We start from the raw sequence: 23,465 nt of genomic DNA, 5'->3' as shown, positions 1-23,465 counted from the left end.
GTGCCGATGCCCCGGTGACCGGAACAGAATCGGCCCGCCGGACTTGTCCGAATACCGCGGATTCAGGAGAGCGCGGTCGCTGTTTCCCTGGTCTCGGACGGTTTTTCGAGGTCCGATTCGTTGTTTCGCCGCGGAAGGAACGAAAGCGCGGCGAAGGCGGCGGCGAGCAAGGTCGGGAAGATCGTCAGCTGCTGGTGCTTGATGTTCTCGATGCCTTCCGCGAGGCCGGAGAGCAGGAACTGTCCCATCGCGAACAGCAGGAACATGAGCACCACGATGCCCACGTCGCGGCGCCCGGTGCGGTTCCGGAACGCGCGGAGCCCCGCCCAGCCGATGAGCAGCCAGATCGGCAGCAAGGCGAACAACCCCAGCGGCGCGATCCAGCCGGTGATCCCGGACAGGACGGGGATCCGGTACTCCTTGGCCATCGGCGGCTGCCCGGCGTGCTCGCCGAAGCTCCCGAGGTTCGGCACGCGGGCCGTCAGCGTCTCCTGCGCGGAGCGGTGCAGCATCTGGACCACGCGGCCCGGGTGTTCGAGGTAGTACTGGGCGACGTTGCGGCGGCTGATCTTGTCGCGGTACTTCGGATACTCAGGGGAGTGCCACGCCGCGTTGTCGCTCCACCAGCCCGTGCCGACGTACTCGGCGAACTCGGGCGGGAGACCCAGCGCGGCGAGATCGCCGGTGGTGTCGTGTTTCCCGTCCACGATCCCGTTGAACACGACGTGATACATGTTGGCCTCGCGGTACTCCGCGTTCGCGGAGTCGCCCGCACCCTGCACCAGTGCGGTGCCCGTGCCGACAACGGCGAGCACGGCCAGCGGCAGGGCCCATCGGGCCAGGCCACGGCTGCCCGCCGGCCGGACGAACAGGAGCGCGAGCGCGAACACCGGGATCAGCAGCAGCGTCTGCGACTTGGCGTTGATCCCGATCATCGCGCCGAGCACGGTGACCGCGGCGCCGGCGTAGCGCCACGGCCCGGTGCGATGCATGAGCAGGAGCCCGCCGGCGAGCAGGAGCATCCCGACGAAGGCGGCACCCTCGCTCAGCACCGAGGCGAAGTAGCCGAAGAAGGCCGAGTCCGCCACGACCAGCAGTAGCGCGACCGTGGCGATGACGCTGTTCCGGGCCGAAAGGCGCAGGCCCGCCACGATCGCGGCGATCCCGCCCGCGACCAGCAGGCAGCCCAGCACGCCCAGCACCAGGAGGTCCAGGATCGCCGACGAGCCGAGCAGCTGTCCGAGTTCGCTGGCGATCTTGTCGATCCAGCTCTGGCTGGAGATGTACTCGCTGTTACAGGCCGGGGCAGGGCCGTAGGAGAAGCGGACGAAGTCTTCCGAAGGCCTGTCGAGCTCGCGGGCGCCGAGCCGGCACAGGATGCGCCAGCCGTCACCGTTGTCCGCCATGCCGATCGGGCGCGGAACAAGGAAACGGACGAGCAGCACGCCTAGCGCGGCGGAAAACACGCCTAAGGGCAGACCGATCTCCCGATACCTCATCCGGGCCACCATAGAATATCCGGCACAGTGATCGACTCGGCACCCTCTGTATACGAGAACTATGCCTGGTCGAGGAACTTCTGGATCACGCCGAGCCATTCGTCGCGGGCCTCGGTGCCGATACCGTGCCCGGCCTCGATCTCGACCAATTCGGCGTCGGGGATCCCGGCCGCGAGTTCGCGGGAGTGGACCGGCGGGACGAGGCCGTCCAGTGTCGTGGCGATGACGAGGGTGGGGACCGAGATCCCGGCCAGTTCGGCGCGGGTGTCGACGTTCGCGACCAGGGCCGCGTGTTCGGGGCTGCCCTCCGGGATGAATCCGGCGAGTCCTTCGATGGTGGCTTCGAGCTCCGAGGGGGTCAGCGCGTTCAGCTGCTTCTCGCCGGTGGCGGCGAAAGTGAGGAACTTCGCGAGCAGCTTCCGGTCGCCGGTCAGCAGCTCGCGCCAGATGTCGACGGCCAGCAGGAGCCGGTTGTCCGGTTTCGTGAACCCGGCGGTCAGGATGAGCCCGGTGACCCGATCGGGGTGCCGGGTCGCGGCGCGGACGGCGACGCCGGTGCCGAGCGAGTAGCCGAGGATCGCGAAGCGTTCGAGGCCGGCCTCGACGGTGATGGAGACCAGCTCGTCCGCGACGGCGTCGAGGTCCAGCGGTTCGGTGCTGCGCGGCGTGGCCCCGGAGCCGGGGTAGTCGGGGCCGACGACGGTGTGCGTGCGGGCGAGGTCGTCGAGGATGCTCCCGAAGTTGCCCTCGACGCTGCCGCCACTGCCGTGGGCGAGCAGCAGGCCGGGACCGGAACCGCGGACGACGCGCGCGAAATGATTCGTCATGCTGGCGACGTTAGGTACTGACATCGATGTGAAGGTCAAACTCGGATGACGGGGGTCACATGCTGATCGGCGAGCTGTCCCGGCGGACCGGCGTGAGCCAGCGGCTGCTGCGCTACTACGAGGAGCAGGGGCTGCTGGTCTCGCGGCGCGACTCCAACTGCTATCGCAGCTTCGACGAAGACGCGGTCACCACCGTGCGGCAGATCCGCGCGCTCCTCGCGGCCGGGCTGAGCACGCAGGTCATCGCGAAGGTGCTGCCGTGCGCGAACGGCGAACTGCCGGAACTCGATCTGTGCCCCACGGTCGTCGGGGAGATCCGGCGCGAACTGGCCGAAATGGACGACCGCATCGACACCCTCCGCCGGCGGCGCGGGACACTGGTCGGATATCTCACTCTCGACGCGTAGGAGAACTGTGGAGGCCCTGGCCAGATTCGGGTTCGAACTGGGTGTGCTCAAGCGGATCCGGCGGGCCGGGTGGTGGCAGGCGGGGGTCCGCGATCCCGAATCGGTCGCCGAGCACACCGCCCGGGTCGCGCAGCTGGCCGGTCTGCTCGCGGCGGAGGGCGGTGCCGACCCGGCGAAGGCGGCGTATCTCGCGCTCTGGCACGACACGCAGGAGACGCGGACCGGCGACCTTCCGCACACGATCAAGGGTTTCGTCGAGAAGCCGGATCCGCGCGCGATCACCGCCGCGCAGACGTCGTCGCTTCCCGGTGCAGCGCGTGACTCGGTGCGCGACGCCGTCGACGAGTACGAGTCCGCTGAGAGTCCGGAAGCACTCTACGCGCGTGACGCGGACAAGCTGGAGATGTTGCTTCAAGCCGTCGAATACCGCGATGTCGGTGTACGGAACGTGGACGAGTGGATCGCTTCGGCGACGAAGAGCCTTCAGACCGACCTGGCGCGGCGTGTGGCCGAAGCGGCACTGACGTTGTCGTCGCTCTCGTGGCGGGTGAGGTGAAAGGAATCGATACCCTGGGCCCGCGTGTATCGACCCCGGCACGCGTGCCTCGTGTGTCAGGCTTGACTCTGTGAAGGAACACCAGTGAACCGGCAGCCGTTGCGCCTCGCCATCATGGAAGCGACCCGCATCCTCACCGAGGCCGGTGTGGCGTCACCGCGTTCGGACGCGGAACTGATCGCCTCCCATGTCCTCGGCGTCGAACGCGGCCGCCTGCCGATGGTGCCGCTGGTGGACCCGCCCGTCATCGACGCGATCGGCCAGCTCGTGAACCAGCGGGCCAAACGGATCCCGCTGCAGTACCTCACCGGCTGGGCCGCGCTCGGCGACATCACGGTCAACGTCGGCGCCGGGGTGTTCGTCCCGCGCCCGGAGACCGAACTGCTCCTGGAATGGGGCCTCAAACTGCTGCACGGGCGCGAGTACCCGGTGGTGGTCGACCTGTGCACGGGGTCGGGCGCGCTGGCGCTGGCCGTGCAGCACGCGCGGCCGGACGCCGTCGTCTACGCGGTCGACATCGACGCGCAGGCGCTCGCGTGGGCCCGGCACAACGCGGACGTCCACGCCGACGCGGGGGACACGCCCATCCGCCTGTACTCCGGCGACGTCGCGGACAGCACGATGTTCGCCGAACTCGACGGGCTCGTCGACCTGGTCCTGTGCAACCCGCCGTACGTCCCCGAAGGCACGCCTGTGCCGACGGAGGTCGCGGAGCACGACCCGCCGCGGGCGGTGTTCGCGGAGGAGAGCGGGCTGGCGGTGATCCGGCACGCGATCGCCGCGGCCGCGCGCCTGCTGCGGCCCACCGGCGGGATGGCGATCGAGCACGACGACACGCACGGCTCCGCCGTCCCGGCGCTCGTGCGGGCACGACGGGTGCTCACCGATGTCCAGGGGCACCTCGATCTCGCCGGACGGCCGCGGTTCGTCACCGCCCTGCGCGTCTCCTGACCCCCTGCATTTAGCCCTCTGAATGCGGTACTTGCACGCGCAAGGACCGCATCCAGAGGACTGAACGCGGGGGATAGTTAGCGAGACTCACGACTTCCGGCGGTGCCCACGGCAAAGGCCACCTCTTAACGTCGAGCACGGCCGCCTCATCGGCGGTCCGACTGGGAGGTGTACCCCGATGCGATCGTCTCTCCGACGAGCCCCACTCAGAACACTCGCCGTCCTCGCCACCGTCGCGCTGCTGCCGGGTCTGGTCGCCCAACCCGCGTCCTCCGCGGTGCCGGTGAAAGGCTGGCCCGCCCCGATCGACGGGTCGACCTGGGAGAACCAGGACCACATGACGTGGGACGACTACCGCAAGCCGCCCGGCACCAACTGGGCCGACCCCGCGCTGAAGCCGACGAAGCGGACGTTCAAGGGCGCCGTGGTGCTCGCGGACTACCCGGACCAGGAGTTCGCCGTCACGCAGCCGACGCATTCGACGGTGTTCGGCAACCCCGGCCCCGCCGCGAGCAACATCCCGCGCGCGGACGTCGCGAAGTTCTACCAGGACTTCCTCAACAAGCCGCAGGCGATCAACCGCGGCCACACCATCAACGAGTACTGGATGGAGGACTCCGGCGGCAGGATGGGGGTCGAACTGACCGCGTTCGGGCCGTACCGCCTGCCCGGCAAGTCCTTCGAATACGGCATGGAGTTCCAGCCCGACGCCTGTCCGCCGGACGCGAACTGCAAGCGTGACCTGCGCGCCGACGCGGGGGCGGCCTGGCGGGCGGACGTGGGTGACGTCGCCAAGCAGTTCGACTTCATCTTCTACCTTTCCGCGGGCCAGGACGAGAGCGCGACCTGGCAGGAATTCGGCGTGATGAAGTTCGGCGAGCCGGGGAACGTGCCCGACGAATTCGGCCCCGGTGTCGCGGGAATGCCGAACGCCGCGTCCACCCGGTACGTTCCGTGGACGTCGTGGAAATCGGCGGCGAGTATCTGGCCGAACGCGGTCACCGGTTCCTCGACCCAGGCCGAAAGCTCGGGTCAGGCGGTCTACGCGCACGAATTGAGCCACATTCTCGGTATCGGCGACAATTACAACAACCCGTTCGGCACCCCGCCGTCCAGGACCTACACCGGTCCGTGGGAGATGATGTCGCGCGGCAGCTTCAACGGCCCGGGCGGACCGCACACGCGCTGGCAGATCCCGGCGACGCAGGGTGGCTCGATGGGCTCGCATCACATGCTGCGCACCAAGATGAAGCTCGACATCATCGACCCCGAGGACGTGCTGAAACTCGACCGGAACCAGCTCGCCGAGACCGGCCCGGTTTCGGCGAGGATCACGGCGCGTTCGGTTCTTCCCGGGCAGGGTGCCTACAGCGGCATCAACATCGCGCTGACCGGCGGGGACCTTTCGCCGAAATGCGACCGGTCCAAGGATCCGTTCTGTGACGGCGGTGGATACAACAATTACACCGTCGAGGTCGTCGACCGGATGGGCAGCGATTCCTTCGCCCCCGATTCCGGGGTCATCATCGCGAAGACCAAGAACCAGGACAACGCGCCGTTCGAATGGATCGTCGACGCGAATCCGGCCGACATCGGCATGACCGACTACAAGAAACCGGACGGCACCGCGGTGCCGATCACGATCGGCGACTACCGCCAGCTCAACGACGCGGCGTTCAAGGCGGGCACCGGTTCCGCGAGCAAGTACGAGTACACCGACGAGGCGAACAGGCTGAAGTTCCTCGTCTCGGACGTCGAGCGCGACCGCAAGGGCGTGCTGTCCTACGTCGTCACGGTGGCTTCGCTCGACGGCGCCGGCTCTCGGGCCAGGGGTGTTTCGCTGTGGCCATCGGCCCCGGCGTTCGCCAAGCAGGGCCTCGCGAGCTGCTCGTTCCCGGTGTTCAACACCGGGGACGCGAAGGGCGCGGCGGCGCCGTTCGACACCGACACCTACCGGCTGAGCGCGTCCACCAACGCGAAGGGCTGGGAGGTACGGCTGCCGAACGAGCTGTCGACCGTCCCGTTCGGCGGGCGGTCTTCGGCGACGGCGCACGCCAAACGGGCCGCGGGCGGTGACCACGTCGCGCATATCAAGCTGACCGCGACGTCGATCGCGGATCCGGCGAAGACGGCGACGTCGTTCTGCACCGCTTTCGCCTTCTGACCCAGCACGGCTCGTGAGTGGTAAGGACGGTTCTAACCGTCCTTACCACTCACGAGGCCGCAGGGCTACGCTCACAGGCCATGAGCGCGGTGTACGACTGCAGCAAGCATGAATCCCGGGCCGACGGGCTCGCCGCGGCGGCGAGCGCCGTGCGGTCCAGCCGTCTCGTCGTCCTCCCGACGGACACGGTCTACGGCATCGGCGCGGACGCCTTCGACAGCGGCGCCGTCCAGTCCCTCCTCCGGGCCAAGAACCGCGGGCCGGACATGCCGGTCGGCGTCCTGGTCGGCTCCTGGTCCACTGTGGACGGGCTCGTGCTCGGCACGCCGCCGCAGGCCCGCGCGCTCATCGAGGCCTTCTGGCCCGGCGACCTCTCCATCGTCCTGCCGCACGCGCCGAGCCTGCAGTGGGATCTCGGCCAGTCACGCGGAACGGTGATGCTGCGGATGCCGCTGCACCCGGTCGCGCTGGAACTGCTGCGTGACGTCGGCCCGATGGCGGTCTCGAGCGCCAACGTCTCCGGACAGCCGCCCGCCTCCACCGCGCAGGAGGCCGTCGATCAGCTCGGCGACAGCGTCGCGGTGTACCTCGACGGCGGCTCCACCGGAGAGCCCGTTCCGTCCACGATGGTCGATCTCACCGGCGACGACCCGGTCATCCTGCGGGAGGGCGCGGTCAGCCGGGCCGCCGTCGCGGAAGTACTGGGAGTGCCCGCGGAGTCACTCGCCTGATTCACCGGGTGTCAGTACCGTGTCCGGGCGTATCCCCCTCACGCGGTAGCGTGTTCGAGTGACTTGGACCTCGGCGGCGTAACGCATCATGCCTCCTACGCAAGGCCTCCCGATCCGGGAGTACATCCTCGTCGCCCTCACCGCGGCGGCCGTGACCTTCCTGCTCACCGGCGTCGTGCGCCGGGTCGCCATCCGGATCGGCGCGATCGCCAACCCGCGGGCCCGCGACGTCCACGTCACCCCGATCCCGCGGATGGGCGGTATCGGGATCTTCCTCGGCGTCGCCGCCGCGATGGGGCTCGCGCACCAGCTGCCCGCGCTGAGCCGCGGTTTCGACTTCTCCTTCGATTCGCTGGGCGTCCTGCTCGCCGCCGGGGTGATCTCCCTGATCGGCGCCCTCGACGACCGGTTCGAGCTGGACGCCTGGACGAAACTGGCCGGCCAGGTCATGTGCGCCGGGATCCTGGTGATCTTCGGTGTGCAGTGGGTGTCGTTCTGGGTGCCGTGGGGCGGCGGTGGCGAGTCCTTCGGCCAGGTGCTGGTGCTGGACAAGAACCAGGGCGCGCTGCTGACCGTCGTGCTGGTGGTGGTCATGGTCAACGCGATGAACTTCGTCGACGGCCTCGACGGGCTCGCCGGCGGCCTCGGCTTCATCGCCGCCGCGGCGACCTGTTCCTTCTCTCTCGGCCTGCTCGACTCCTCGGGTGGCGACGTCGGCGCGTACCCGCCCGCCCTCATCGCCGCCACGCTCGCCGGGGCCTGTCTCGGCTTCCTGCCGTACAACTTCCAGCCCGCGAAGATCTTCATGGGCGACTCGGGTTCGATGATGATCGGCCTCATGCTGGCGGGCGCGACGACGTCCGCGTCGGGCCGCGTGCCGTACCCGCAGTTCAGCGGAAAGGACGCACTCGCGTTGCTTTCGCCGCTTGTCGTGGTCGCCGCGGTGCTGTTCGTGCCGATGCTCGACCTGATCATGGCGGTCATCCGCCGCACCCGTCGCGGCGAGAGCCCGTTCGCCGCGGACAAGATGCACCTGCACCACCGCCTGCTGGAGATCGGCCACTCCCAGCGCCGCGCGGTGCTGCTCATCTACTTGTGGGCGGGCCTGCTCGCGTTCGGCGCGGTTTCGGTCACGCTGTTCGACAGTGCCGCGGTCTTCTGGATCGTCGGCTTCGGCTTCCTGCTGGCGACCCTGGTGTCGATCGTGCCCCGGCTGCGGTCCCGGAACCGGACCGCCTGAACCGCACACACCGGCACGGGCCTACACTGGCGGGCTGAGACGACCAGGGAGTTTTCTGTGAGCGAGACCGAGAAGACCGTCGAGGCGGAGGAGAACCCCCACGCCAAGGTGGTCCTGCAGGCGGCCAACGCGATGACGAAGGCTTCCCTGCGCATCACCCCGCCCGCGGTTCTCGTGTGCGTCGTGGTGTTCACCATCCTCAATGGACTGCCCGGGCTCGTGGGTTCGGTCATCGGTGGCGTGCTCGCCATCGCGTCCGCCCTGGCGACGCTGGGAATGATGCGCTTCTGCGCCGGCTTGGACCCGATGTTCGTGCTGGCGATCACTCTCAGTGGGTACATCGCCAAGGTCCTCCTCCTTTTCGGGGCGCTTTCCCTGCTCCGCGGCGTCTCCGCCGTGCATCCCATGTCGCTGGGAATCACCATGATCGTGGGCATCCTCCTGGCCGCGGGCGTGGAGTTCGCGGCGTTCCGCAAGGTCAAGATCCCGACGATCATCCCTGCTTCCCGCTGAATCCGGGACGAAGGTCCTGACCTGGGACGGGACCTAGGTCCTCGACCGATCAGGGCAAAGTAGTACGCCTGTACGGTGCGTGGGAAGCGGCTGATATGGTCCGCGTGTGGGCGGCGGCCTCGGCTGCCTGCTCCCGATGACGAACCCCGAACAGCAGTGTGGCGACGGAGTTGAATCGTCCCCTCATGCCGCTGTCAGGCGTCTGTCCTCCGGGAGTATTGCAGCGAGAATCCTCGTGCGCGGAACGTGATCCCATGTTCAGCACATCGTGGGGTGGCCGCCTCCGACGGCCCGATACGTGTCGGGTACGTTAAGTCCAGATCGTGACGATTCCCCCGGCGGAGTGAACGCCGGCCGGGAGAACCGGAAGGAGCCCAGTGGGCGCGCTGGTACTAGCCGAGGGTGCGGAGTTCAAGCCGCCAGGCATCGCGGACTTCAACCTGCCGCCGTTGTTCGGCTCCGGCTATTGGCTGAGCTTCACCAAGCCGATGTTGCTGGTGATCATGTCCGTGGTCATCATCGCCACTTTTTTCCTGCTTGCCTCGCGCAAGCTGAAGGTCGTCCCTGGCAAGGGACAGTTCCTGGCCGAGTCGATTTACGGCTTCGGCCGTAACAACATCGCGCGGGACCAGATCGGCTCGAAGGACTTCAAGCCGTTCATTCCGCTGATTCTGGGACTGTTCACCTTCGTACTGGTGAACAACTTCTTCGGGATCATCCCGTTCTTTCAGTTCCCGACCATGTCACGGATCGGCTTCCCGCTCGCACTCGCGTTCCTTGTCGTTTACCCGGTGTACCACTACGTGGGTATCAAGCGCCACGGTCTCGGTGGTTATCTGAAGAAGGAACTCGCGCCGCCGAGCGTGCCGTGGTTCGTCATGCCGCTGTACGCGCTCATCGAGTTCGCGCAGAAGTTCTTCATCGCCCCCGCCACCTTGGCGATCCGGGTCTTCGCGGCGATGTTCGCCGGGCATCTCATCATCATGGTCTTCGCCCTCGGTGGCAGCTTCCTGCTGACCGATGGTGAAGGTTTGGTGAAACTCGCTTCGCCGGTCGGGTTCCTCTTCGCCATCGCGATGACGTTCCTGGAGGCATTCATCCAGATCCTGCAGGCGTACATTTTCGCATTCCTGGCCGCAGGGTACATCGGCGCCGCACTGGCGTCGGAGCACTGAGAGAACACCAAAAGCCCCCGATCCGCGTGAGTCGCGCGGACCGAGTTTGAAGGGAAACGCACGTGAGCAACATCGTTCTTGCGCAGGCTGCCGAGGCCGCCACCAGCATCAACCCGGGCCTCGCCGCCATCGGTTACGGTCTCGGTACCCTCGGGCCCGGCCTCGGCGTCGGTCTGATCTTCGCCGCGGTCATCAACGGCACCGCCCGTCAGCCGGAGGCGCAGGGCAAGCTGCAGAGCATCGCCTTCTCCACCTTCGTGCTGGTCGAGGTGCTCGCGCTGATCGGTATCGTCGTCTACTTCCTCGCCTCCACCAGCTGAGTTGTCGCTAGCTCATCTCGCTTAAGGAGACGTTGTGCTGAAGACCGAATTGGTGTTGGCCGCCACGGCGCCCAACCCGATCCTGCCGCACATTCCCGAGCTGATCCTCGGGTTCGTCGCCTTCCTCCTGCTGCTGTGGGTGCTCAAGAAGTACGTCGTTCCTCGTTTCGAGGCGATGTACGAGGAGCGGAGCAAGCTGATCGAGGGCGGCATCGAAAGGGCTGAGAAGGCGCAGGCCGAAGCCGAGGAAAACCTCGCGCAGTACAAGGCGCAGCTGGCGGAAGCCCGTTCCGAGGCCGCGAAGATCCGCGATGACGCCCGGCTCGAAGCCGAGCAGATCAAGGTGGAGCTGCGGGCCGAGGCCGAGGCCGAGACCCAGCGCATCGTCGCTCAGGGGCAGGCCCAGCTGCAGGCCCAGAAGGCGCAGATCATCGCCGAACTGCGTGCCGAACTCGGCCGTAACTCCGTCGAGCTGGCCAGCCGCATCGTCGGCGAGTCGCTCGCGGACGACGCGCGCCGTCACGGCACCGTGGACCGGTTCCTGGCCGAATTGGAGACCGCGGGCACCAACGGTGCCGGTCTCGGAGCGGGGAAGTAGACCAGAATGACGCTGCATGCTGCGAGCCGTGAAGCGCTCGACCTCGCCGAGAACAGGCTCGGCGAGGTTCTGGCCGCCGCGGGTACGGACCCGGCGACGGTCGGCGACGAGTTGCTTTCGGTCGTCGCCCTGCTGGACCGGGAGATCGGCCTGCGCCGGGCCGTCGCCGACGGTTCGGCCACGCCCGACGCCCGGATCGGCCTCGCTCGCGGGATTCTCGCGGGCAAGGTTTCCGAGCCGGCCCTGCAGGTGCTCGACTCCGTGGCGGGCAGCCGCTGGTCGAGCCCGCGCGAACTGACCGACGGGCTCGAGGCCCTCGGCCGCTCGGCGCTGCTCACCAGTGCGGAGAAGTCCGGGAACCTCGACGCGGTCGAGGACCAGTTGTTCCGGGTCAGCCGTATCGTTGCGGGCGAGCCGGAGCTCGAACGGGCCCTGTCCGACCTGACCGCCCCCGCCGAGGCGAAGCGGACGCTGGTCCGCACCCTGTTCGCCGACAAGGTGGACGTGGTCACCGAGACTCTCGTCGAGCAGGTCGTCCTGCGCGCCAAGGGCCGCGGGGTCGCCAATGCCCTCGAGCGGTTGGTCCGGCTGGCCGCGGAACGCCGTCAACGCTCGGTCGCCCAGGTGACCAGCGCGAGCGCGCTGTCCGACGAGCAGCAGGCTCGGCTGAGCGAGAAGCTCAACGCCCTGTACGGGCGGCAGCTCGCGCTGCACGTCGAGGTCGACCCGTCACTGGGCGGCGGACTCGTCGTCCGCGTCGGCGACGAGGTCATCGACGGCAGCACCGCGGGGCGCATCGACGCCCTGCGTCGCCGGTTGGCCAGCTGAACCCATAACAACGACTTTGCACACTGGCACGAACGAAGCGAGAGCGGGATTGAAATGGCGGAGCTGACGATCTCCTCGGATGAGATCCGTAGCGCGATCGAGAACTACGTCTCGAGTTACGCCCCGGACGTGAGCCGGGAAGAAGTCGGCGTCGTCATCGACGCCGGTGACGGCATCGCCCACGTCGAGGGCCTTCCCTCGGCGATGGCCAACGAACTGCTCGAGTTCCCCGGCGGGGTCCTCGGTGTGGCGCTGAACCTGGACGCGCGCTCCATCGGTGCCGCGATCCTCGGTGACTTCGAGACCGTCGTCGAAGGCCAGGAAGTCAAGCGGACCGGGCAGGTCCTTTCGGTTCCGGTCGGCGAGGGCTACCTCGGCCGCGTCGTGAACCCGCTGGGCGCCCCGATCGACGGCCTCGGCGAGATCGAGACCACCGACCGCCGCCCGCTGGAGGTCAAGGCCGCTTCGGTGGTCGAGCGCCAGCCGGTGTCGGAGCCGCTGCAGACCGGTATCACCGCGATCGACGCGATGACCCCGATCGGCCGTGGCCAGCGCCAGCTGATCATCGGTGACCGAAAAACCGGTAAGACGGCCGTCGCGGTGGACACGATCATCAACCAGAAGGCCAACTGGGAGACCGGCGACCCGAAGAAGCAGGTTCGCTGCATCTACGTCGCGGTCGGCCAGAAGGGCTCCACGATCGCCGCGGTGAAGAAGTCCCTCGAGGACGCCGGCGCGATGGAGTACACCACCATCGTCGCGGCCCCCGCGTCGGACTCCGCCGGCTTCAAGTGGATCGCGCCGTACACCGGTTCGGCCATCGGCCAGCACTGGATGTACGAGGGCAAGCACGTCCTCATCGTGTTCGACGACCTGACCAAGCAGGCCGACGCCTACCGCGCGATCTCGCTGCTGCTGCGTCGCCCGCCGGGCCGTGAAGCCTTCCCCGGCGACGTCTTCTACTTGCACTCCCGTCTCCTCGAGCGTTGCGCGAAGCTCTCGGACGAGCTGGGCGCGGGCTCGCTGACCGGTCTCCCGATCATCGAGACCAAGGCGAACGACGTGTCGGCCTACATCCCGACGAACGTCATTTCGATCACCGACGGTCAGTGCTTCTTCCAGTCGGACCTGTTCAACGCCGGTCAGCGCCCGGCCATCGACGTGGGTATCTCGGTTTCCCGCGTGGGTGGTGCCGCGCAGGTCAAGGCGATGAAGGACGTTTCGGGTTCGCTCCGTATCGACCTGTCGCAGTACCGCGAGCTGGAGGCCTTCGCGGCCTTCGCTTCGGACCTCGACGACGCGTCGAAGGCGCAGCTCGAGCGTGGTGCCCGCCTGTACGAGGTGCTCAAGCAGCCGCAGTACTCGCCGATCCCGGTCGAGGAGCAGGTCGTCACGGTGTACCTCGGCACGAACGGTCACTTCGACTCGGTCCCGACCGAGGACGTGCGCCGCTTCCGCGACGAGTTCATCGATTCCGCGCGTCGCAGGCACGGCGAGCTCCTCAAGGACATCCGCGAATCGGGCAAGTTCTCCGACGAGACCGCCTCCGGGCTGGTCGACGCGGTGAACGAGTTCAAGAAGGAGTTCACCACTTCCGAGGGCAAGAGCCTGGTCGAGGTCTCCGACGCGATGGACGCCGAGAAGGTCGGGCAGGAGACCGTCAAGGTCAACAAGCCCGCACCGAAGAAGTGAGCTGATAGCTCATGGCCGCACAACTCCGAGAACTCCGGTCGCGTATCAAGGCGACCAAGTCCATCGGCAAGATCACCAAGGCGATGGAGCTCATCGCCACCGCGCGCATCACCAAGGCGCGGGCGAAGGTCGCGGCGTCGCGGCCCTACTCGGACGAGATCACGAAGGTGCTCTCCGCGTTGGCCAGCGCCTCGGTGAACCTCGACCACCCGCTCCTGGTCGAGCGCCCCAACCCGAAGCGCGCGGCGGTCCTCGTGATCACCAGCGACAAGGGTCAGTGCGGTGGATACAACTCCAACGTGCTCAAGGCGACCGAGGAACTGCTCACGCTGCTGCGTGAGCAGGGCAAGCAGCCCGAGCTCTACGTCACCGGCAACAAAGGCTTGAGCTACTACCGGTTCCGTGGCCGCGAGGTTTCCGAAAGCTGGACGGGCTTCTCCGACCAGCCCGGTTACGTCAACGCCGCGGAGGTCGGTGAGCTGATCGTCGAGTCCTTCCTCGCCGGGGCGGACGACGAGGAAGGCAACGCCGACGGCATCGACGGTGTCGACGAGATCCACGTCGTCTACACCGAGTTCGTCTCGATGCTCACTCAGCGGCCGGTCGCCAAGCGTGTCGCGCCGCTCGAAGTCGAGTACAGCGACGACGAGGACGAGAACGAGAAGTCCGCCGGTCTGCTGCCGGGCTACGAGTTCGAGCCCAACGCCGAGGAGCTGCTCGCCGCGTTGCTGCCGAAGTACCTCAAGACGCGGATCTTCGCGGCGATGCTCGAGTCGGCGGCGTCCGAACTCGCGGCCCGCCGCACCGCGATGAAGGCGGCGTCGGACAACGCGAACGAACTGGTGAACACGCTGACGCGGGAGGCGAACCAGGCCCGCCAGGCGCAGATCACCCAGGAGATCTCCGAAATCGTCGGTGGGGCGAACGCTCTCACCGCAGCAGGAAGTGATGACTGATGACCAGTACTGAAGCCCGTGCCAAGGGGCGCATCGTCTCGGTGACCGGCCCGGTCGTCGACGTCGAATTCCCGCGCGGTTCCGTTCCCGACCAGTTCAACGCGCTCAAGGTCGAAATCGAGTTCGAGCAGCTCCGCAAGACGGTGACGCTCGAGGTCGCCAGCCACCTCGGTGACAACCTCGTCCGCACCATTTCGCTCCAGCCGCAGGACGGCCTCGTCCGTGGCGCCGAGGTCACCGACACCGGCGGCCCCATCACGGTGCCGGTCGGCGACAAGGTCAAGGGCCACGTCTACAACGCGCTCGGCGAGTGCCTCGACGAGCCCGGCTACGGCGAGGACCTCGAGCGCTGGGGCATCCACCGCAACCCGCCCTCCTTCGACCAGCTCGAAGGCAAGACGGAGATGCTGGAGACCGGCCTCAAGGTCGTCGACCTGCTGACCCCGTACGTGCAGGGTGGCAAGATCGGCCTGTTCGGCGGTGCCGGCGTCGGCAAGACGGTGCTCATCAAGGAGATGATCACCCGTGTCGCCCGGAACTTCGGTGGTACCTCGGTGTTCGCCGGTGTCGGCGAGCGCACCCGTGAGGGCAACGACCTCTTCCTGGAGATGTCCGAGGACGGCGTCATCAACGACACCGCCCTCGTCTTCGGTCAGATGGACGAGCCGCCGGGCACTCGTATGCGGGTCGCGCTGTCCGCGCTGACCATGGCGGAGTACTTCCGCGATGTGCAGAACCAGGACGTGCTGCTCTTCATCGACAACATCTTCCGGTTCACCCAGGCCGGTTCCGAGGTGTCGACCCTGCTGGGCCGCATGCCTTCGGCCGTGGGTTACCAGCCGACGCTGGCCGACGAGATGGGTCAGCTCCAGGAGCGGATCACCTCGACCCGTGGTCGTTCGATCACCTCGATGCAGGCGATCTACGTCCCCGCGGACGACTACACCGACCCGGCCCCGGCGACGACGTTCGCCCACCTGGACGCCACCACGGAGCTTTCCCGTGGCGTGTTCCAGAAGGGCATCTTCCCGGCGGTGGACCCGCTGGCGTCGACGTCGACCATTCTCGACCCGGCCATCGTCGGTGAGGACCACTACCGCGTGGCCTCCGAGGTCATCCGGATCCTGCAGAAGTACAAGGAGCTGCAGGACATCATCGCGATCCTCGGTATGGACGAGCTGTCGGAAGAGGACAAGCTGACCGTTCAGCGCGCGCGCCGCATCGAGCGGTTCCTGTCGCAGAACATGCTGGTCGCCGAGGCGTTCACCGGTCAGCCGGGCTCGACCGTGCCGCTGTCGGAGACCATCGAGTCCTTCGACCGCATCACCAAGGGCGACTTCGACCACTACCCGGAGCAGGCGTTCCTGGGTATCGGTGGCCTCGAAGACCTCGAGAAGAAGTACAAGGAAATCACCAAGAAGTGATGTTCCGATGAGCGGCGGGATCAGTGTCTACTGTGGACGCTGGTCCCGTCGTTCGCTTACCGGGATCATTGACTATTACACTCGGTGCCAGCACCTGAGGTGAAGGGAAGCTACGTGGCTGAGATTTCTGTCGAGCTGGTAGCCGTCGAGCGCCGTCTGTGGTCCGGTACCGCCACGTTCGTGGTGGCGCAGACCACCGAGGGCGAGATCGGCATCATGGCCGGTCACGAGCCGGTTCTTGGCCAGCTCGTCGAGGGTGGCGTCGTGAAGGTGACGACCACGGACGGCGAGACCGTGACCGCCGCGGTGCACGGCGGGTTCCTGTCGGTCACCGCGACCGGTGTGAGCATCCTCGCCGAGAGCGCGGAGCTTTCGGACGAGATCGACGTCGACGCGGCCAAGAAGGCGCTGACCGGCGAAGACGAGCAAGAGCGGGCTAGGGCGACCGCCCAGCTCCGCGCGGCCGGTCAGTCAGTCTGACCGGGCGAAGGACAGGGGCCGGGCCGTGGAAATCGCCGTGGGTGTTCTCGGGGCCCTGACCATCCTGGCCGTCGTCGTGGCCTGGTATTCGTTGCGGTGGGTCCGGATGCGCCGCGGTGGTGGCGTGAGTGTCGCCCTGCGGTGGCGTCCGGACGAGGCGCGGTCCAGCTGGCATCTGGGGCTGGGCCGCTACGAGGGCGACGAGTTCGTCTGGTTCCGAGTGTGGAGCCTGCGGACCGGCCCGGACCGGGTCTTCCAGCGGGCGAGTATGGAGATCGCGGACCGGCGCGATCCCTCCGGCACGGAGGCGTACGCCGTCCCCGAAGGTTCGATCGTCCTGCGGTGTGAGTCCGCCACGCAGGAGGCGATCGAGATCGCGATGGGTCCCGGTGCCCTTACCGGCTTCCTCTCCTGGCTGGAGTCGGCCCCGCCGGGCCGCCGCCTCCCACGCGCCTCCTGAGTTACGCCCCCAAGCACGCATGTCCCGTCTCTGAGCACGCGAGTTCGCCGTTCGAGCACGCCGTATGCTCACGCCGTGACCATCGTCGACATCCCCGGTTCGAAGTCGATCACCGCCCGAGGCCTGTTCCTCGCGGCCGCCGCCCACGGGACGACCGTGCTGGGCAGGCCGCTGCGTTCGGATGACTCCGAGGGCTTCGCCGAAGGCCTTCTCAAGCTCGGCTACCAGGTTTCCCGCACTGACGGGGAGTGGACGATCGAAGGCAGGCCCGAGGGGCCCGCCGTCGACAGCGCCGACGTCTTCTGCCGCGATGGTGCCACCACCGCGCGTTTCCTGCCCGCGCTGGCCGCGGCCGGGCACGGCACCTTCCGCTTCGACGCCTCCGAGCAGATGCGCGCCCGGCCGCTGGGGCCGCTGACCGACGCGTTGCAGGAGCTGGGCGTCGACCTGACCTTCGAAGGCTCGCCGGGGCACCATCCGCTGGTCGTGCGGGCCGACGGGATCAAGGGCGGGGAGCTGACGCTGGACGCGGGGCTGTCCTCCCAGTTCCTGACCGCGTTGCTACTGGTCGGGCCGCTGACGTCCGAGGGACTGCGGATCACCGTGACGGACCTCGTTTCGGTGCCCTACGTCGAGATCACCATCGCGATGATGCGGCGCTTCGGCGTCGAGGTCGTCCGGGACGGCGACACGTTCGTCGTGCCGCCCACGCCGTACCGGGCTTGCCACTACGAGATCGAGCCCGACGCTTCGACGTCCAGCTACTTCTTCGCGGCCGCCGCGCTGACCGGCAACTCGGTGACCGTGCCGGGCCTGGGTGACGGTGCCCTGCAAGGAGATCTGGCCTTCGTCGAAGTCCTGCGGCAGATGGGCGCGGACGTCGAGGTGGGCCCGGACGCCGTGACCGTGACCGGGACGGGCGGGCTGCGCGGCGTCACGGTGAACATGCGCGACATCTCCGACACCGTGCCGACGCTCGCGGCCATCGCGCCGTTCGCGGACGGGCCGGTGCGGATCGAGGACGTCTACAACACGCGGATCAAGGAATGCGACCGGCTCGCGGCATGCGAGGAGAACCTGCGCGCGATGGGTGTCTCGGTCGAGACGGGGCGGGACTGGATCGAGATCCAGCCGGGTGTGCCGACGGGGACGCTGGTGAAGTGCCGTCGGGATCACCGGATCGCGATGTCGTTCAGCGTCACGGGGCTGCGGACGCCGGGGATCACGCTGGACGACCCGGGTTGCGTGAAGAAGACGTTCCCGGGTTTCCACGACGCTCTCGCTTCACTGCGGGCTTCCTGGGGCACTTAGTCCTCTGAATGCGCCCGCGGAAACATGGGATCATCACGAAGCGGCATTTCTACCGGCCTTCCGGTATGCCGCGCGGCTATTCTCGGCATATGACTCAGAGCGAGGACACGAACCGCTGGAGCCACCTTCCCGAGGCCGTGTCCCTGGAGGACACGATCACGATGAAGGCGATCGACCCGGGCAAGGACGGCACGCCCGAAGTCGACCTCGAGCGCTATTGGGCAGCACAGGAACAGGGCTGAACTCCTACCCATCACGCGATCCGGCACCTGGTCGCGGTGATCGCTCACGCGACGACCGCGACCAGGTGCCGGATCGCGTCGTCAGGAGGCGCCGCCGGGCCGCCACAGGATGTCGCCGTCCGGATTCGCCAGCCGGGACAGGATGAACAGCAGATCCGAGAGCCGGTTCAGGTACTTGATCGCCAGCTGATTGGTCGTGGCCTGCTCGGCCTCGAAAAGCGCCCAGCCGGAACGCTCCGCCCGCCGCGCGACCGTGCGGGCCTGGTGCAGGAACGCCGCACCCGGGGTGCCACCCGGCAGGATGAACGACGTCAGCTTCGGCACCCGCTCGTTGAACTCGTCGCACCAGCCTTCCAGCCGCTCGATGTACCGCTCGGTGATCCGCAGCGGCTCGTACGGCGGGTTCTCCACGATCGGCGCGCACAGATCCGCGCCGACGTCGAAGAGATCGTTCTGCACCGCACGCAGCACCTGCGTGATCTCCTCGGGGAGACCACCCATCGCGAGCGCGAGCCCGATGACGGAGTTGGCTTCGTCGACGTCGGCGTACGCACCCAGCCGTGGCGAGGTCTTCGGCACGCGGGAGCCGTCGCCGAGCGCCGTGGTGCCGTTGTCGCCGACCTTCGTGTACACGCGGTTGATGCGTACGACCATGAAGCCGACTCTACCGGCCCGGCGTAAGGCAAATCCGGGCGAGAGGGCATGATTGGCGCCCATGAGCGAGCACTTCGACGTGCACGGCGGAGCACGGCTGGTCGGCGAGGTCGACGTGGTCGGGGCCAAGAACAGCGTCCTGAAACTGATGGCCGCGGCCCTGCTGGCCGAGGGTACGACGACCATCACGAACTGCCCCCAGATCCTGGACGTCCCCCTGATGGGCGACGTCCTGCGCAGTGTCGGCTGCGACGTCGTCATCGACGGCGACACCGCCAAGATCACCACTCCGGCCGAGCTGTCGCACCGGGCCGATTCGGCCGCGATGGGCAAGCTGCGCGCGTCGGTGTGCGTGCTGGGTCCGCTGGTCGGACGGCTCAAGCAGGCCGTCGTCGCGCTGCCGGGCGGTGACGCCATCGGTTCCCGTCCGCTGGACATGCACCAGAACGGACTGCGCAAGCTGGGCGCCACCAGCACCATCGAGCACGGCTGTGTCGTGGCGAAGGCCGACGGGCTGCGCGGCGCGCAGATCTGGCTGGACTTCCCGAGTGTCGGCGCCACCGAGAACATCCTGATGGCCGCCGTGCTCGCCGAGGGCACCACGGTCATCGACAACGCCGCGCGTGAGCCCGAGATCGTCGACATCTGCACGATGCTGACCGAGATGGGCGCGAAGGTCGAAGGCGCGGGCACCTCGACCCTCACCGTCGAGGGCGTCGAGAAGCTGCACCCCACCGAGCACCGCGTGATCGGCGACCGGATCGTCGGCGCGACCTGGGCGTTCGCCGCCGCGATGACCAGGGGCGACCTGACCGTCCGCGGCGTCAACCCGCACTACCTCGACCTGGTCCTCGACAAGCTCCGCCTGGCGGGCGCCGAGGTCGAGACGTTCGGCGACAAGGGTTTCCGCATCGTCCAGAACGAGCGCCCGAAGGCGGTCGACTGGGTGACGCTGCCGTACCCCGGTTTCGCGACCGACCTGCAGCCGTTCGCGGTGGCGCTGTCCGCGGTCTCCGAAGGCACGTCGATGATCACGGAGAACATCTACGAGGCCCGGTTCCGGTTCATCGAAGAGATGATGCGGCTTTCCGGCGACGCGCGTACCGATGGCCACCACGCCGTCGTGCGCGGCGTGGAGAAGCTCTCGAGTGCTCCGGTGTGGGCCGCGGACATCCGCGCCGGTGCCGGGCTGGTGCTGGCCGGTCTCTGCGCGGACGGCGTCACCGAGGTCTGGGACGTCTTCCACATCGACCGCGGTTACCCGCACTTCGTGGAGAACCTGAACCGGCTCGGTGCCAGGATCGAGCGCGTGGCCGGGGAGCCTGACCGGGCTTGATCAGGGCAGGGCGACGAACGGCGCGAGGAAGTCACGCGACGTCGGCGAGTCCAGCCGGTAGGTGACGTTGGTGGCGAAGCAGGGTCCGTCGCCGGTGATGGTCGTCGACACCAGGACGCGCTTGCCGCCGATGGTGGCGAAGTTCGGCCCACCGGAGTCGCCGTAGCAGGCGCCGCCGTTGCCCTGAGGCGCTGTCATCGCCAGCCGCACCCACGTGTTGTTCAGCGCGTTGAAGGTGACCGGCGCCTTCATCCGGACTCCGCCGCCCGGATGGGTGTGCCCGCCCGGCGCGTTCACGGCCTCCTGCGTGCCGTAGCCGGCGACCACGAACGGCGTCGAGTTCAGCGCCTGTGGCCCGAGCGCGTCGAGCTGGCCGGCGCTCGGCAGCGTGGCCGGAGTGAAGGTCCAGCGCGCGGAGACCTGCTTCGCGGGCACCTGGACGACGGCGATGTCGTGCGAGTCGGCCGAGTTGCCGGGGTATCCGGGCTCGTTGTGCGCGACCCCTTCCACCGCGACGGCCTTGGCGATCGCCGCCGGGTCGCCGGGGTACTTCTTCGCCGCCGCGTCGAGACCCGCTTGCACGTCCTGGTCGAGCGAGACGAAGAACCGCACGTTGGCCGGCCAATCGGTGGTGCAATGCGCGGCGGTGAGGAAGGTGTCGGCGTCGACCATCGTGCCCGAGCACACCCAGTCGACCCGGTCGGGTGTGGCGGGGTCGCCGTCGTTGTCCCAGGTCGCGACGAGGGCACCGACCTCGGTGCGCTCCGGTGCGGGCGTGGCGTTGTAGGAGTTGATCGCGGGCGCGGCGGTGGCGCCGCCCAGCAGCAGGGCGGCGGCCATCGCCGCGACGGTGGCGGCGGGGGTGAACCTCACGAAGGGCCTCCTCGTCTCGTGCTTCTGGAGACGGGATTCAATGTGGTGGGCGCCCGAAAGTCATCCGCCGAAAGTAGTCACGCGTCCCTGCGCCGCCGGGTCCCCGCGTACAGCGCGGCACCCGCGGCCAGCGAACCTAGCCCGGTCAGCAGCACGGGTTCGAGTTCGAAACCGGTCTTAGCCAGCGAAGGCGGGCTCGCGACCGCGCTGACGGGCCGAGGCGTGACGGCCTCGCCCTGGACCGCTACCGGCACGGCCGCGGGACGGACGCCCCCGCTGTGCGGTCCCCCGCGCGGGGGAGTCTCGGCCGGAGGGTTCGAGGCAGGCGGTGTCCGGTCCGGCACGCAGGCGGTGTGCGCGGGATTGCCGCGCCCGACGCCGTGGTTGCGGTCGCATTCGTAACCCGCGTTGGCATCCGAGCCGCCGGGCAGCTGTCCGGGCGGGTTCTTGTTGTCGGCCTTGCCGACGCAGCCCGCGCACGGCTTTCCGGCCGCTTCACCACCGCCGTTGCCGTTGGCCGACGGTGAGCCGTCCCGTGTCGAGTCGTAGGGCCCGCGCTTGTTGGCGCCGTGCCCGGAGAAGTCCGCTTTGGACGGAGGCTGCGGTTTGGTGGTGTCCTGGGCGCGTCCCGGCGGGGCGACGCCGTTGCCGCGCTCACCGGCGTCGGCGGGGGCCGCGCCGAGAAGAACGAGGGAGAAGGCGGCTCCGGCGAGAACGCCGTAGGTCTTCTTGTTCATCGAAGCCTCCTAAGGTCGCGCCATTGCGACATCCGGAGTATCGCGTAAACGACCGAAGGGGTTACTCGAGGACGAGAGCGGCGCCGAAACCGACCAGCGCGGTCCCGGTGACGCCGTCGAGCGCGCGCCGGACCTTGCGGCGTTCCAGCCAGGCCCGGACGCGGTGCACGAAGAACAGCAGCAGAAGCTGGGCGATGGTGCCCGCCGCCGCGATCGTGTAGGCCAGCAGCAGGGCGTCCCCGGTGCCGGTGACGCCCGGGGTCAGGAACTGCGGCAGCACCGACAGGTACAGGACGAGGACCTTCGGATTGGTGAAGTTGGAGAGGAAACCCTCCCGCCAGCGGCGGAATCCGCTCCGGGCGGCGGCGGTCTCGGCGAGCAGGCCGTAGTCGCCGCGGAAGGCGCCGATCAGTGCCCGGACGCCGAGGTAGCAGAGGTAGGCCGCGCCCGCCCATTTCACGGCTTCGAACACCGGCCGCGAGTTCATGATGACCGCGCCGAGGCCGAGCGCCGCCGCGGTCGCCTGCGCGAGGTTCGCGACGCCGATGCCGAAACAGGCCCAGCCGCCACCGCGGACACCGCCGGACAGCGCGTTCTTCAGCACCACCATGTTGTCCGGGCCCGGGACGAGCGCCAGCGCCAGCATCATCAGCGCGAAACCGCCGTAGACACCCCAGGTCATGACTCGAGCACCAAAGCCGCGCCGAAACCGACCAGCGCGGTCCCGGTGACGCCGTCGAGCGCGCGCCGGACCTTGCGGCGTTCCAGCCAGGCCCGCACGCGATGCACGAAGAACAACAGCGTCAGCAGCCAGACCGCGCCCAGCACCGCGACGGTGTACGCGAGCAGCAGCGCGTGCCACGCCGAGGTCGTCACGGGGTCGAGGAACTGCGGCAGCACCGAGAGGTACAGCACGAGCACCTTCGGGTTGGTGATGTTGGAAAGGAAGCCCTCACGGACGCGGCGGAATCCGCTCGATCGTTGCTGCTTCACCGCCGTGACACCGGAGTAGTCGCCCCGCCACGCGCCGCGCAACGCCTGGAAACCGAGGAAGACCAGGTATGCGGCGCCGACCCATTTGAGCGTCACGAACACCGGCTGCGACTGCGCGATCACGACGCCGAGGCCGAGCGCGGCGGCGGTGCCCTGGACGGCGTTGGCCACGAAGATCCCGGCCGTGGCGAGGAAGCCGCCGCGGGTGCCGCCGGAGAGCGAGTTCTTGAGCATCACCATCGTGTCCGGCCCCGGCGCGAGGACGATCAGGACGACGATGACCAGATAGCTGCTGTACGCACTCCACGTCACGGTCACCCACGCTAGACGCCGGGCACGGGCGAGTCTCGCGGATTTCGGTCACAGTCACGATTCCGCGGCCGCGGTAGCCGCTGGGCCGGGTGGGTCGTGGGGGGGGGGTTGGGGGGGGAAACCAAACCCCCCCCCCCCCCCCCCCCCCCCCCCCAACCCCAACAGGCCCTTCTTCTCCAAAATCTC

Annotated in this window: 26 protein-coding genes; 19 read left to right on the top strand and 7 right to left on the bottom strand. The window is 68.2% G+C overall.

Annotated features, from left to right (window positions below; all coding sequences use genetic code 11):
• Positions 1-62: 62 nt before the first annotated feature.
• Together wsfD and AC069I_RS24450 are read right to left on the bottom strand one after the other, a co-directional pair.
• Entirely contained in the window at positions 63-1,499 is a 1,437-nt protein-coding gene (gene wsfD / locus AC069I_RS24455; RefSeq protein ID WP_478229683.1) for a glycan biosynthesis hexose transferase WsfD, read from the bottom strand.
• A gap of 59 nt (positions 1,500-1,558) precedes the next feature.
• Entirely contained in the window at positions 1,559-2,326 is a 768-nt protein-coding gene (locus tag AC069I_RS24450; protein ID WP_478229684.1) for an alpha/beta fold hydrolase, read from the bottom strand.
• 59 nt (positions 2,327-2,385) lie between these two features.
• On the opposite strand from AC069I_RS24450, the gene AC069I_RS24445 reads away from it, so the two are divergent.
• From AC069I_RS24445 to AC069I_RS24360, 18 genes are all read left to right on the top strand, one after another.
• A complete protein-coding gene (locus tag AC069I_RS24445; RefSeq protein WP_478229685.1) occupies positions 2,386-2,733 on the top strand; it encodes a MerR family transcriptional regulator in 348 nt (115 codons plus the stop codon).
• A gap of 7 nt (positions 2,734-2,740) precedes the next feature.
• The gene (locus AC069I_RS24440) at positions 2,741-3,289 is read left to right on the top strand and encodes an HD domain-containing protein (protein ID WP_478229686.1); all 549 of its coding nucleotides are present in this window, start codon (positions 2,741-2,743) and stop codon (positions 3,287-3,289) included.
• A gap of 84 nt (positions 3,290-3,373) precedes the next feature.
• A complete protein-coding gene (prmC, locus tag AC069I_RS24435) occupies positions 3,374-4,240 on the top strand; it encodes a peptide chain release factor N(5)-glutamine methyltransferase (RefSeq protein WP_034308966.1) in 867 nt (288 codons plus the stop codon).
• 178 nt (positions 4,241-4,418) lie between these two features.
• Complete coding sequence (locus AC069I_RS24430) at positions 4,419-6,404, top strand: M6 family metalloprotease domain-containing protein (RefSeq protein ID WP_478266463.1); 1,986 nt, start codon at positions 4,419-4,421, stop codon at positions 6,402-6,404.
• Between the two features lie 80 nt (positions 6,405-6,484).
• Complete coding sequence (locus tag AC069I_RS24425) at positions 6,485-7,135, top strand: L-threonylcarbamoyladenylate synthase (protein WP_478229688.1); 651 nt, start codon at positions 6,485-6,487, stop codon at positions 7,133-7,135.
• 88 nt (positions 7,136-7,223) lie between these two features.
• Positions 7,224-8,375 carry a glycosyltransferase family 4 protein gene (locus AC069I_RS24420; RefSeq protein ID WP_340683754.1) on the top strand — a complete coding sequence of 384 codons (1,152 nt, stop codon included), beginning with the start codon at positions 7,224-7,226 and terminating at the stop codon, positions 8,373-8,375.
• 57 nt (positions 8,376-8,432) lie between these two features.
• Complete coding sequence (locus AC069I_RS24415) at positions 8,433-8,888, top strand: hypothetical protein (protein WP_478229689.1); 456 nt, start codon at positions 8,433-8,435, stop codon at positions 8,886-8,888.
• Between the two features lie 377 nt (positions 8,889-9,265).
• Complete coding sequence (gene atpB, locus AC069I_RS24410; RefSeq protein ID WP_478229690.1) at positions 9,266-10,063, top strand: F0F1 ATP synthase subunit A; 798 nt, start codon at positions 9,266-9,268, stop codon at positions 10,061-10,063.
• A 62-nt stretch (positions 10,064-10,125) separates the two neighbouring features.
• On the top strand, positions 10,126-10,383 hold the full coding sequence (locus AC069I_RS24405) for an ATP synthase subunit c family protein (protein WP_478229691.1): 258 nt from the start codon (positions 10,126-10,128) through the stop codon (positions 10,381-10,383).
• 34 nt (positions 10,384-10,417) lie between these two features.
• On the top strand, positions 10,418-10,981 hold the full coding sequence (locus tag AC069I_RS24400) for a F0F1 ATP synthase subunit B (protein ID WP_478229692.1): 564 nt from the start codon (positions 10,418-10,420) through the stop codon (positions 10,979-10,981).
• Positions 10,982-10,987: 6 nt separating this feature from the next.
• Complete coding sequence (locus AC069I_RS24395) at positions 10,988-11,809, top strand: F0F1 ATP synthase subunit delta (RefSeq protein ID WP_478229693.1); 822 nt, start codon at positions 10,988-10,990, stop codon at positions 11,807-11,809.
• Between the two features lie 54 nt (positions 11,810-11,863).
• A complete protein-coding gene (gene atpA, locus AC069I_RS24390; RefSeq protein ID WP_478229694.1) occupies positions 11,864-13,501 on the top strand; it encodes a F0F1 ATP synthase subunit alpha in 1,638 nt (545 codons plus the stop codon).
• Positions 13,502-13,512: 11 nt separating this feature from the next.
• Positions 13,513-14,457: a F0F1 ATP synthase subunit gamma gene (locus AC069I_RS24385; protein ID WP_478229695.1), complete on the top strand. Its 945-nt coding sequence runs from the start codon at positions 13,513-13,515 to the stop codon at positions 14,455-14,457.
• The gene (gene atpD, locus AC069I_RS24380; RefSeq protein ID WP_038508936.1) at positions 14,457-15,881 is read left to right on the top strand and encodes a F0F1 ATP synthase subunit beta; all 1,425 of its coding nucleotides are present in this window, start codon (positions 14,457-14,459) and stop codon (positions 15,879-15,881) included. The genes AC069I_RS24385 and atpD overlap by 1 nt, the downstream gene beginning before the upstream one ends.
• A gap of 114 nt (positions 15,882-15,995) precedes the next feature.
• Positions 15,996-16,361 carry a F0F1 ATP synthase subunit epsilon gene (locus AC069I_RS24375; RefSeq protein WP_016336851.1) on the top strand — a complete coding sequence of 122 codons (366 nt, stop codon included), beginning with the start codon at positions 15,996-15,998 and terminating at the stop codon, positions 16,359-16,361.
• Between the two features lie 25 nt (positions 16,362-16,386).
• The gene (locus AC069I_RS24370) at positions 16,387-16,821 is read left to right on the top strand and encodes a DUF2550 domain-containing protein (RefSeq protein ID WP_039915170.1); all 435 of its coding nucleotides are present in this window, start codon (positions 16,387-16,389) and stop codon (positions 16,819-16,821) included.
• A 75-nt stretch (positions 16,822-16,896) separates the two neighbouring features.
• Positions 16,897-18,132 (top strand): 3-phosphoshikimate 1-carboxyvinyltransferase, encoded by a 1,236-nt coding sequence (aroA, locus tag AC069I_RS24365; protein WP_478266462.1) that lies wholly within the window; start codon positions 16,897-16,899, stop codon positions 18,130-18,132.
• Positions 18,133-18,221: 89 nt separating this feature from the next.
• Positions 18,222-18,374, top strand: coding sequence for a hypothetical protein (locus AC069I_RS24360; protein WP_478229697.1), 153 nt, complete (start codon positions 18,222-18,224; stop codon positions 18,372-18,374).
• A gap of 81 nt (positions 18,375-18,455) precedes the next feature.
• On the opposite strand, the gene AC069I_RS24355 is transcribed toward AC069I_RS24360, so the two are convergent.
• Positions 18,456-19,028, bottom strand: a complete 573-nt coding sequence (locus AC069I_RS24355) for a cob(I)yrinic acid a,c-diamide adenosyltransferase (RefSeq protein ID WP_478229698.1) — start codon at positions 19,026-19,028, stop codon at positions 18,456-18,458.
• 61 nt (positions 19,029-19,089) lie between these two features.
• On the opposite strand from AC069I_RS24355, the gene murA reads away from it, so the two are divergent.
• A complete protein-coding gene (murA, locus tag AC069I_RS24350; RefSeq protein WP_465367979.1) occupies positions 19,090-20,364 on the top strand; it encodes a UDP-N-acetylglucosamine 1-carboxyvinyltransferase in 1,275 nt (424 codons plus the stop codon).
• Here murA and AC069I_RS24345 read toward each other — a convergent pair whose 3' ends face one another.
• The 4 genes from AC069I_RS24345 to AC069I_RS24330 form a co-directional block, all read right to left on the bottom strand.
• Entirely contained in the window at positions 20,365-21,237 is an 873-nt protein-coding gene (locus AC069I_RS24345) for a trypsin-like serine protease (protein WP_478266461.1), read from the bottom strand.
• 77 nt (positions 21,238-21,314) lie between these two features.
• Positions 21,315-21,974 carry an LPXTG cell wall anchor domain-containing protein gene (locus AC069I_RS24340; RefSeq protein WP_478266460.1) on the bottom strand — a complete coding sequence of 220 codons (660 nt, stop codon included), beginning with the start codon at positions 21,972-21,974 and terminating at the stop codon, positions 21,315-21,317.
• A 61-nt stretch (positions 21,975-22,035) separates the two neighbouring features.
• Complete coding sequence (locus AC069I_RS24335; protein ID WP_478229702.1) at positions 22,036-22,656, bottom strand: LysE family translocator; 621 nt, start codon at positions 22,654-22,656, stop codon at positions 22,036-22,038.
• Positions 22,653-23,279 carry a LysE family translocator gene (locus tag AC069I_RS24330; RefSeq protein WP_478266459.1) on the bottom strand — a complete coding sequence of 209 codons (627 nt, stop codon included), beginning with the start codon at positions 23,277-23,279 and terminating at the stop codon, positions 22,653-22,655. The genes AC069I_RS24335 and AC069I_RS24330 overlap by 4 nt, the downstream gene beginning before the upstream one ends.
• Between the last annotated feature and the right edge of the window lie 186 nt (positions 23,280-23,465).

It is taken from the genome of Amycolatopsis sp. NPDC043885 (assembly GCF_056435685.1).
The sequence above is the reverse complement of the archived record's forward strand: the minus strand, read 5'-3'. Positions and strand labels throughout refer to the sequence as shown.

Coding starts and splice junctions, on each gene's coding strand:
- AC069I_RS24430 (WP_478266463.1), top strand. CDS start 4,419: ATGCGATCGTCTCTCCGACGAGCCCCACTCAGAACACTCGCCGTCCTC.
- AC069I_RS24360 (WP_478229697.1), top strand. CDS start 18,222: ATGACTCAGAGCGAGGACACGAACCGCTGGAGCCACCTTCCCGAGGCC.
- AC069I_RS24340 (WP_478266460.1), bottom strand. CDS start 21,974: ATGAACAAGAAGACCTACGGCGTTCTCGCCGGAGCCGCCTTCTCCCTC.
- AC069I_RS24355 (WP_478229698.1), bottom strand. CDS start 19,028: ATGGTCGTACGCATCAACCGCGTGTACACGAAGGTCGGCGACAACGGC.
- AC069I_RS24335 (WP_478229702.1), bottom strand. CDS start 22,656: ATGACCTGGGGTGTCTACGGCGGTTTCGCGCTGATGATGCTGGCGCTG.
- AC069I_RS24445 (WP_478229685.1), top strand. CDS start 2,386: ATGCTGATCGGCGAGCTGTCCCGGCGGACCGGCGTGAGCCAGCGGCTG.
- AC069I_RS24450 (WP_478229684.1), bottom strand. CDS start 2,326: ATGACGAATCATTTCGCGCGCGTCGTCCGCGGTTCCGGTCCCGGCCTG.
- AC069I_RS24420 (WP_340683754.1), top strand. CDS start 7,224: ATGCCTCCTACGCAAGGCCTCCCGATCCGGGAGTACATCCTCGTCGCC.
- AC069I_RS24385 (WP_478229695.1), top strand. CDS start 13,513: ATGGCCGCACAACTCCGAGAACTCCGGTCGCGTATCAAGGCGACCAAG.
- wsfD (WP_478229683.1), bottom strand. CDS start 1,499: ATGAGGTATCGGGAGATCGGTCTGCCCTTAGGCGTGTTTTCCGCCGCG.
- AC069I_RS24395 (WP_478229693.1), top strand. CDS start 10,988: ATGACGCTGCATGCTGCGAGCCGTGAAGCGCTCGACCTCGCCGAGAAC.
- atpA (WP_478229694.1), top strand. CDS start 11,864: ATGGCGGAGCTGACGATCTCCTCGGATGAGATCCGTAGCGCGATCGAG.
- murA (WP_465367979.1), top strand. CDS start 19,090: ATGAGCGAGCACTTCGACGTGCACGGCGGAGCACGGCTGGTCGGCGAG.
- atpD (WP_038508936.1), top strand. CDS start 14,457: ATGACCAGTACTGAAGCCCGTGCCAAGGGGCGCATCGTCTCGGTGACC.
- AC069I_RS24425 (WP_478229688.1), top strand. CDS start 6,485: ATGAGCGCGGTGTACGACTGCAGCAAGCATGAATCCCGGGCCGACGGG.